The organism is Bacillus sp. JJ1503, from assembly GCF_036965125.1.
In the GTDB taxonomy this organism is placed as follows: Bacteria; Bacillota; Bacilli; order Bacillales; family Cytobacillaceae; genus Cytobacillus.
The window spans coordinates 1-9,421 of record NZ_JBALOZ010000217.1 but is presented as its reverse complement, the minus strand read 5'-3'; the positions used below and the strand labels follow the sequence as shown (position 1 = coordinate 9,421).

Annotated in this window: 8 protein-coding genes and 1 pseudogene; 4 read left to right on the top strand and 5 right to left on the bottom strand. The window is 35.1% G+C overall.

Annotated features, from left to right (window positions below; all coding sequences use genetic code 11):
• Nucleotides 1-275: pseudogene (locus V7149_RS16415) on the bottom strand (hypothetical protein); the annotation flags it as partial.
• Between the two features lie 170 nt (nucleotides 276-445).
• Nucleotides 446-1,318: a YitT family protein gene (locus V7149_RS16410; RefSeq protein WP_335346683.1), complete on the bottom strand. Its 873-nt coding sequence runs from the start codon at nucleotides 1,316-1,318 to the stop codon at nucleotides 446-448.
• A 218-nt stretch (nucleotides 1,319-1,536) separates the two neighbouring features.
• Here V7149_RS16410 and V7149_RS16405 point away from each other — a divergent pair, with 218 nt between their 5' ends.
• Complete coding sequence (locus tag V7149_RS16405; RefSeq protein WP_335346682.1) at nucleotides 1,537-2,268, top strand: YheC/YheD family protein; 732 nt, start codon at nucleotides 1,537-1,539, stop codon at nucleotides 2,266-2,268.
• 333 nt (nucleotides 2,269-2,601) lie between these two features.
• On the top strand, nucleotides 2,602-5,772 hold the full coding sequence (locus V7149_RS16400; protein WP_335346681.1) for an ATP-binding cassette domain-containing protein: 3,171 nt from the start codon (nucleotides 2,602-2,604) through the stop codon (nucleotides 5,770-5,772).
• Between the two features lie 240 nt (nucleotides 5,773-6,012).
• Here V7149_RS16400 and V7149_RS16395 read toward each other — a convergent pair whose 3' ends face one another.
• Together V7149_RS16395 and V7149_RS16390 are read right to left on the bottom strand one after the other, a co-directional pair.
• On the bottom strand, nucleotides 6,013-6,531 hold the full coding sequence (locus tag V7149_RS16395) for a GNAT family N-acetyltransferase (protein WP_335346680.1): 519 nt from the start codon (nucleotides 6,529-6,531) through the stop codon (nucleotides 6,013-6,015).
• A gap of 23 nt (nucleotides 6,532-6,554) precedes the next feature.
• Nucleotides 6,555-7,007 (bottom strand): MarR family winged helix-turn-helix transcriptional regulator, encoded by a 453-nt coding sequence (locus V7149_RS16390; RefSeq protein WP_335346679.1) that lies wholly within the window; start codon nucleotides 7,005-7,007, stop codon nucleotides 6,555-6,557.
• A gap of 116 nt (nucleotides 7,008-7,123) precedes the next feature.
• Here V7149_RS16390 and V7149_RS16385 point away from each other — a divergent pair, with 116 nt between their 5' ends.
• Nucleotides 7,124-7,768, top strand: a complete 645-nt coding sequence (locus tag V7149_RS16385) for a YczE/YyaS/YitT family protein (RefSeq protein ID WP_335346678.1) — start codon at nucleotides 7,124-7,126, stop codon at nucleotides 7,766-7,768.
• An 80-nt stretch (nucleotides 7,769-7,848) separates the two neighbouring features.
• On the opposite strand, the gene V7149_RS16380 is transcribed toward V7149_RS16385, so the two are convergent.
• Nucleotides 7,849-8,388, bottom strand: a complete 540-nt coding sequence (locus V7149_RS16380) for a flavodoxin family protein (protein ID WP_335346677.1) — start codon at nucleotides 8,386-8,388, stop codon at nucleotides 7,849-7,851.
• 130 nt (nucleotides 8,389-8,518) lie between these two features.
• Here V7149_RS16380 and V7149_RS16375 point away from each other — a divergent pair, with 130 nt between their 5' ends.
• Entirely contained in the window at nucleotides 8,519-9,403 is an 885-nt protein-coding gene (locus V7149_RS16375) for a LysR family transcriptional regulator (protein WP_335346676.1), read from the top strand.
• The last annotated feature ends 18 nt before the right edge of the window (nucleotides 9,404-9,421 follow it).

Below are 9,421 nucleotides of genomic sequence, written 5' to 3'. Positions count from 1 at the left end.
ATCCCACCCTTTGCAAATGTCTTCCCCATTACGAAAATAGCACTCTCAAACTTACGAGTATTCACATTTATCTCAATAACTGCTGTTCCTTCAGGGTTTGAATCATCATCCTCTTGTTCAGTTACATCATTAGGAAACCATTCCATACAAAGTATATAAACCGTCTCATTGAAGATGTTGACGTTTCGAGAAAGGCTATGGCGTTGTAAGTAGTAATGATCTAAACCAAACTTTATCTTTGTGAAATCAATTAACTCTTGTATTCTTCTATCCACTTACATATCCCCTCTGTTCATTTAATTCCTGAATTATATTAGAAAGAAGTAATAGGAACGTCACTTCTCCGATTAAGTCTTTCTGATTTATAACATCCTTTTTCACTCGCCTAACAAGGTTGTTTTTCTAAAATCAGATAATTAGAACAGTGCCTGTGGATTGCGCTTTTTTAATGAATATCGCGCTTTATGAAGCTGCCACCCTGCACTTCTGATACATCGTATATCGCTACAAAGGATTTTGGGTCAATTTCATTTATGATTTCTTTCATTTTGCTTTCTTCCAAACGGTTAATGATACAAGTGATTTCCTTGAATTGCTCATTTGAATAACTGCCAAGTGTCAGCGTATACGTTGCTCCACGGCCCAATCTCTCACGTATGGTTTTAACCATTAATTCAGGTTCAGTAGTGATAATTTTAAAGGTTTTCGAGCCACTTAAACCTTCCTCAACAATGTGAATGACTTTAGATGCTATAAAGTAGGCAATCGCTGATAATATGGCTCCTTGCAGACCAAATATTGTTGATACGACAATAAAAACAAACATATTTAAAAATAGAATTAGATCACTTGTCCCAAAAGGTAACTTTCGAGAAAGCAATACGGCTAACATATCAATTCCATCTAATGCCCCGCCATTACGTAAGGCTAATCCCATTCCAAAACCGATGATAATCCCACCAACAACGGTTATTAATAATGTGTCCCCTTGAATTATGGTTGTTACATGATGCATAAGGCTGGTGCTAACTGCTAGTGAAGCTATACCGAGAACCGAAAAAGCAGCAAAACTTTTACCAATTTGTTTATATCCTAAATATACGAAGGGAATATTTAATAATGCAATTAGAAGTCCTAGGGGTAATCCAATCAATTGTGAGCCAACGATACTCAGTCCTGTCACACCACCGTCTGATACTTGGTTTGGGATTAATACCGCCTCTAGCCCATATGCAGTTATAAATCCCCCAATAACAACCAATAGTGCCCGTACAACCATCATCAGTTTATTGCGTTTTTGTTTTATCACTGTACTCATTCATTTTCCTACTTTCAACTTTTCAATTATTTATGTAATTATTTTTAACACAATTTTACTTTTTAGCACAAATAAAACAACTTGCCGAAACTAAAGACAAGACAACGTTGATTATCATTTTTTTATTATTCAAAACCCTCTGCTTGTTAAAAGATTGTCCAAGAAAATAATGTTCCTGTGAATACGATGTAATGAAAAATGAAAAGGTGGTGAAACCAATGGGGAGAAATGGGGGGAAATGGATAATACATCGGGTATTGAGAGATGAGAAGCTACTATCGGAACATTTGCCCGAAACCCAATTGCTAACGGAAGAATCGTTATGGGAGTTACTTGACCGCCATAGAGTAGTAATAGTGAAACCATGTATGGGACGTTTCGGATATGGTGTCATACAAGTGTCTAAATTAGGAGAGGACCATTTTCAAATTCACAATCAAGCTAAAAAGATAACCTTCTCCAGTAGAGATCAAACATATCGATACCTAATGGATCAAAAACCGAAAAGGAAGTATTACGTTGTTCAACAGAAAATCCCTTTGGCTCATATCGATGGAAATCCTTTTGACATAAGAGTTATGGTACAGAGAAGAAAAGGTTCAACGGAATGGAACGTAACAGGTAAGGTATGTAAAGTAGCAGCTGAACATTTTATTGTTACAAATGTGGCCAGAGAGGTTTTAACCATAGAGGAGGCTAGCTTTCGTTCTTCATTATTCGAGGTCCCTCTCCAATTTATTTTATCCGAAATTGACAGAGTCTCTCTACTAACTTCCGTTACATTAGGTAACTATTATTCTAGCCAACTTACTTTCGGACTTGATGTAGGATGTGATCAGAAGGGACATATTTGGATTATTGAAGTGAATCTTGCCCCTTCTATTGTCCCTTTCAGACTTTTAAAGGATAAATCAATGCTGAGAAAAATCAAAAGCTTCTATAAACGGTAGAAAAACATTGTTAATGCAATGGTATTAGTTAATTAAGGAAAAAGGACGAGTCCATAATGGATCATTACAAAACATGTAAGATCAACCTTTTAAAAACTTGAAACACGGTTAGCATAAATTGCTCCACGCTGGGTAATCTTTTTTTCTCAAGGTGGGGTAGAGTCAGGAAAAAAACGCGGTTACAAAGTTAAGCCCAATTCCCCCATTTTTAACATCGCTAAGAAATTTGTCTACCATTAGTATAAGGTTGCCGATTCGAAAAAAACGCAACAAATTCATTTGAAGTTGTGCTAACATGGCAATACTAGATTTAGAGAATGGAGATGATATCCAATGAAAATAAATCAATTAATTGCCAACAATATTAACCGTTTAGATGCCGTCTTGCCGGAAGATCAGACGCTCGGAATTGCTGGTTTATCCGGATCTGGTAAAACTACATTTTGTCAAACCATTGGTGAAGAATCCAAGAAGCGTCTCGTTTCCTTATTGCCAAAGGCTGAATATCAGTACTTATTTCCAAATATTATGGAAACTAATTTCAGTGCCATCAAGATGGAAGAGATGCCTTTAGTACTTTTTCTCGGAAGATCATCCATTTCTTCCAATCCGCGTTCAACAATTGGCACGCATACTGGCGTATTTACAGAGATTCGTGGAAGACTTGCCGAAAAATACGATCTTTCCCCAGAAGTCTTTTCATTTAATAATGAATTAGGCTGGTGTCCTAAGTGTAAAGGCCGCGGTACTAATAATAATGTCGAATGTCCAAAGTGTGAGGGAAGGCGCTATAATCAAGAAACCCTGCAATATACGATTGAATTATTGGATCAGCCACATAATATTTCCGATATCAATAACTTGAGCGTTGAAACCATTCTTTCACTAGCAGATGCTCTAAATCTTAGTGAAGGGAAACAAAATATTCTTAAAAACATTATCAATATGAATATTGGTTACTTAACATTAAATCGCATTATGGGTACATTGTCAGGTGGAGAATTAACACGTCTTTACTTGGCAGAGTTTATGGCAGTAAGTGAAAATACCGTTATTATTATTGATGAAATCTCTGTTGGTCTTGATCACCAAACACTATTGAACATTTTAGAACAGATTAAACATTTAGGCTTTAAGAATCAAATTTGGCTCATTGATCATTCAGACACAGTGCTCGATACAACGAATGAGCAATTGTTCTTCGGACCTGGCAGCGGAAAATATGGTGGAAAAATTGTAGAAGTATCTCCTCGTCCCGAGCCAATCGTTCTGGAACGAAATCAAACAACGCCAACAGAATACTATCAATTTCATGATTTATATTGCCGGAATATCCAAATGGCAGAATTTCAGATTCCAAAAAATAGACTGGTAACCGTTACGGGTGAATCAGGATGCGGGAAATCTACACTTATCAATGAATGCATAGCTCAAGATTTTCTGAAGCGATACAAGAAAGATAAACTCGTTATGGTAGGTCAAGATCGAAACCAATCGATTACGAGCCGGTCAACTGTTGCAACTTTTCTTGATATTAAAAAGAAGCTCACAAAATATAGTGAAGATATTGATGATATTTTTCTGCGCTCGATTGAAGATATTATTGATGAACTGCCAAAAGAAGACATCGTACATAAACGCTTAAGCTTATTAATCAAACTTGGACTTGGTTACTTGACATTAGAAAGAAAAACACAGTCTTTATCAACTGGTGAATTTCAATGTGTCCATTTAGTTTCTGAGTTGTTTGCTAACTCAAGAAATCCACATACGCTTTTTATATTTGACGAACCTTCAAAAGGTTTATCACAAAATATTTTAAATCAATTCATTGATAGCATAAGAATCATTCTGCAAGATGAATCCGTCTCTATCATCATGATCGAACATAATTCATATATGCTAGCAAACTCCGATTTTATCGTTGACTTTGGTAAAAGACAGCTTGCACCTGTGGAGCATCTTGATGTTGTCAGTCACGATGATTATTATCGTCTTAAAAAAATCGATGCGACCGCTGCACCATCGCCTATTTCTTCTACACTCAAGCAGCAAAATGGAATTACCTATTTAAAAGAAAATCATATTGCCTACTTTAAAGAGGCAGAAAACGTCTATAAGGGCGGCATCTTAAAAAGCTTATCATCAATGGCCCGCTTAATTTATGGTGAATACGAATCTGACAAAATCGCACCTGTGATCGCAATTGATTTAGAAAGACACTTGTATAGTCAATATAGTTTTCTCTATGAAATGGGTGGATTGATCAACTATATTGTAGCAGCTCATCCGACTAATAAAGATACGAGGAGATTTGATTTCTTTTCTCCGGACAATCATTGCCCATCATGCTCAGGACGTCTTAAGATTGAAATATTTGATAAAGATCTTGTCATTCAAGACAAAAATCTTCCATTCTGGGATGGTCTATTCTATCCAGAAATAATGGAAGTATTAAAATTTTATCAATATCCAAAGTTAGAATTTCTATTTGAAGAAATTAAGAATGAACTTGGTCAAGATTTAACAAAAAGCTATCATGAGATGTCAGATGAAGAAAAGCATACATTTTGGTACGGGTATTTTGAAAAGTCATTTTATGATAAGAAAGGCAAGGCACGTAGAACATGGGTCGGTTTTAATACGATCCTTGGTATGTATATTGTTGTTTCAAAATCAATCATTAAGGAGCAAATGAAAGCTTCTAAAGAAATGATTACATGTCCAATTTGTGAGGGTACTGTTTTAAACCATCATAAACCGCTTAAATTTGGAGATATAGATATTCGTGAAATAATCAATCAGCCGATTGACCAAGTATTGAAAATAACTGGGAACTTACCTGAACTGGAAAAATTGAAGTCTATTGTAGGCGGAGATATGATTTTGACAGAAGACGTCTCTCTGCTGCCTAGGGAAACACAAGTCGCGCTGAAAATGCTTGAACTAGAACTAGCAAGCTTTACGGGTTATGAAATGGTATTACAAAATGTCTTACCATTCTGGGGCAGTATTAGCGGCAATATCGAATCCATCAGCCTTAATAATCGAATCACCATCAGTGATTTTGCCAATATCACTGAGACGAGAGAAACGATCATAGATAAGTATTTCACCAATGGAAAATACAAAAAACTAACTTATGTCTATGAAGCGTTTGGCTACAAAAAATTAATTACCCAAATTAATAAAATTAAAAAAAGCCATCCATGTCCATTCTGTAAAGGGAAGAAAGTGATATCAGAAGATAATCTCCATGATGGCGTGTTTAAATTAACCATTCCATGTGTAAGTTGTTATGCAAGTGGCATCAATGATGATGGCCTAAAGGAGCTTGTTGATGGCATACAAGTAAAAACATGGTTAACTGGAACAGTAAGTGATGTTGTAGATGAAGGCTTATTAACAGAAGCTGTTGCACATATTCCCATTTTCAATCGTATACGTGAGTTGAATAAACGAGATATGATGGCAGTGTATCAATGCCTTGAGCAACATAATTAAATTAGAACACGTTGTTGTTCTAGTCCGAGATAAATTCGCATTTTTACTGTGTCACGGAGGGATAAAAGCCTAGGAGAAAATGTAACAGTTTTCTCTCAGGCTTTTTTTGCTTTTTGGAAAGAATAAAATTGGAGGTGTTTATTAAATGAATACAGATTGGATGAAAGTATTTGTTGCTGCTTTCTTTGAAGCTGTAGGACTAAAACTTGTTTCTTAATAAATATATTGAAGGATTTATTGTTATAAAAGTGTTTTGGTCATTATAAGGTCCGTTTGTTCTTCATCACCCATATAAAAGGAGTGAGCCCCAGTTTGAACAAACCCCATTTTCTTATAAAAAGCAATAGCATTTTCATTTTTTTCCCATACGCCTAGCCAGATTTTCTTTTTCTTACGATCCATTGCAATTTCCATAGCTTGATTTAGCAGATATTTACCAAGCCCATGTTTTTGGAATTTGTTCTTTATGTAGATCCTCTCGATTTCAAATGATTCTTTACCCATTTCTTCAGACTGTGCTTCATTGGTATTGACCTTTAAATATCCAGCCATTTCATTATGAAAATAAACAAAAAAGAATTCCGAAGACATATTGGATAATTCTTTTTCTAATTGTTTTAAGTTAAATGCTCTTTCCAAATAGGCATTCATATTTTCGGGTGAATTCTGATCTTTAAATGTATCGTTGAATGTTTCAATACTTATTTCTTGGAGTGTTTGTAAATCTTCATGGGTACACTTTTTTAACTTTATTGTCATTTAGATATGGCTCCTTTATATATTTAGTAATCTCTTTTGTTTCCCTTTTTTATTAATTCCCAGTCTTTTTCAATATTTTTTCTTACTCTCTGAAGGAGGTTGAAAATGGTTTCTGCTTCTCTTTCGGAGAATCCTGTTAATGCGACACTATTCGAATGATCATGTTCTTTTTTTATGAAAGGATAAACATTTTTTCCTTTTTCAGTTGGAAAGAGTTTTTTTATTTTTTTGTTATGTTCATCATCTTTCTTTTCAATAAAGCCATTCATTTCAAGTTTTTTAATAGCACGAGCTGCAGTTGTTCGATCAACTTTTATCATCTCAGCTACCTTTTCTTGAATGATTCCAGGGTTTTCACATATTCGCACAAGGTACAAATACTGCCCTTTTGTAAGGTCATATTCTTTAAATTCGATATTGCTTATTGAATCTAATGCTCTTGCTATCATTCCAATTTCACGAAGAATTTCCTTCATAATTAACTCCTTAGGCACATATTTTTGTTGCATATGCAATAAATTTAGCATATATTAAATTTAACTTAAATTTGTTGTATTTGCAACAAAACACAACGATAAAGAGGTCGAGTGGAGTGAAATATGTTTATTTTGTATTAGGAATTTTAATATTAACCTTTGGTATTTCTTTGACTATACAATCAGATCTTGGAACATCACCTTTTGATGCACTTTTGGTAGGACTGTCCATAAATGTGGGGCTTACCGTGGGAAGCTGGGAAATCATTATCGCTTTCATATTAATCTGTTGTAATTCACTTTTAAAAAGACAAAGGCCTGAAGTTCTGGGGTTATTAACAGCATTTATAACGGGTGTCGGTATTGATATGTGGCTTTTTTTATTACACAATTTGATAACACCTGAACTATGGTTCAACAAAGTTGTTTGTTTTGGAATCGGCTTAGTTGTAATAGGATTTGGAACTGCCATTTATTTACACACAAATTTTGCACCAATACCAGTTGACCGATTAACATTAATCATACAAGAAATAACTAGAACAAATATATTTTTTTCGAGAACATTCATTTATCTCGTATTCTTGATCATGGCATTGATTTTTAATGGGCCGATTGGCGTTGGTACTTTATTAACCGTTTGTTTAGGCGGACTAATACTTAATTACTTTATGCCAGTCACTAAAAAAATATTAGACCGCAAATTAACACATTCTCGTACTTCATCAAATTATGATAAAGAAAAAAGCCATTCAATATAGAATGGTTTTTGTTTTTGTTGCTACCTGCAAGTAGAGTTAAGAATACCGATTTAATAGCGTGAGGAACTCAGCCTGAAGCATTATTGTAATTTTTTTCGAAGTTGTTCCGCTGCATACAGTGCTTTCAAGTCTTGTGCAATATCACCCGGTCTGTTTCCTTCTCCAATAATATATCCTTCAAAAGTTGTCCCTACAAAGTCAAAGATATGTTGAAACTGCTGAATCATTGGTAAACCTTTAATGTATGGCTGATCTCCACCCACTGCAATGACATATGCTCTTTTCTGAGACATTTGCTTTTTAAAATCGGGATACTTGGTGTCTCTTAAAGTCTGGGACCAACGATCAATAAAATTTTTCATTATTCCTGACATGCTATACCAATAAATCGGTGTAGAAAAAAGAAGAATATCATGCGGAAGAATACGATCAATAACGACGTTGTAATCATCATTCACTTCGGGAAATCCCTCCTCTGCATGCCGTTTATCTAATATCGGTTCTATTAAATATTCCTTCAGATATATTTCTTCCACAACTAAGCCTTGAGTCGCTAACTTTGTCAACGTCTCTGTATTCCCGTTTGGACGGCTTCCACCGTAAATAACTGCAATGGTCATCAGTAATTCCTCCATTTTGTAGTTGATTTGTTAGTTAGTATTTACTATTTTGTAATGAAACTCAGAAACAATAAAACGGATTATTTCGATTGAATCAATCGATAATTACGATTAAGAGGAGGTGAGCGAATTGGAAATTAAACAGCTGATTACTTTTAAGATCGCCGCAGAAAATTTGAACTTTACCCAAACGGCAAAAATATTGAATTTTGCACAATCAAGTGTAACGGCTCAAATCAAAGCCCTTGAGGATGAGATTGGCAAACCCTTATTTGAGCGTTTAGGAAAAAGATTAATTTTAACAGATGCCGGATATCAATTTAAAACATATGCTGAAAAAATGATTCGTTTAAGTGAAGAAGCGATTACGGCTGCAAACGGAGAAGAAGAACTATCTGGCATTCTAACAATTGGGGCTCAGGAGAGTCAGTGTACCTATCGATTACCTCCAATTCTTAAAGAATTCAAGGCTGCATTTCCAAAAGTTAAACTAGTATTTAAACCTGCACATTCTGACGAAATGGCGAGAAAGCACCTTATGGAGGGATTATTAGATGTTGCTTTTATTATGGATAAAAGGAAGCCTGAAGGATCGTTAAGAGTGGAGCAGCTTATCAAAGAGGAGTTAAAACTAGTTATCACACCAAACCAACCTAAATCAGCTTTTTCAATAGATGATCTGAAGCATGAAACGCTATTACTCACAGAAGCTGGTTGTTCATATAGGAATATGTTCGAAGAATCCCTAAATTCTCTTGGAATCTACCCGTTAGATAAAATAGAATTTGCCAGTATAGAGGCCATCAAACAATGTGTAATTGCAGGTTTGGGCGTGGCATTACTGCCTGAGATGGTTGTAAAAAAAGAACTTGAAGAGGGACGATTAAAGGAATTACCGTGGAATGCTTCTTCATCACCGCTTTATACTCAAATTGCTTGGCATAAGGATAAATGGATGACACCACCTTTAGATGAATTTATTAACTTAACTCGTAAGATGTTTCTGTCTGTATAACATCATTTATTTTTACTC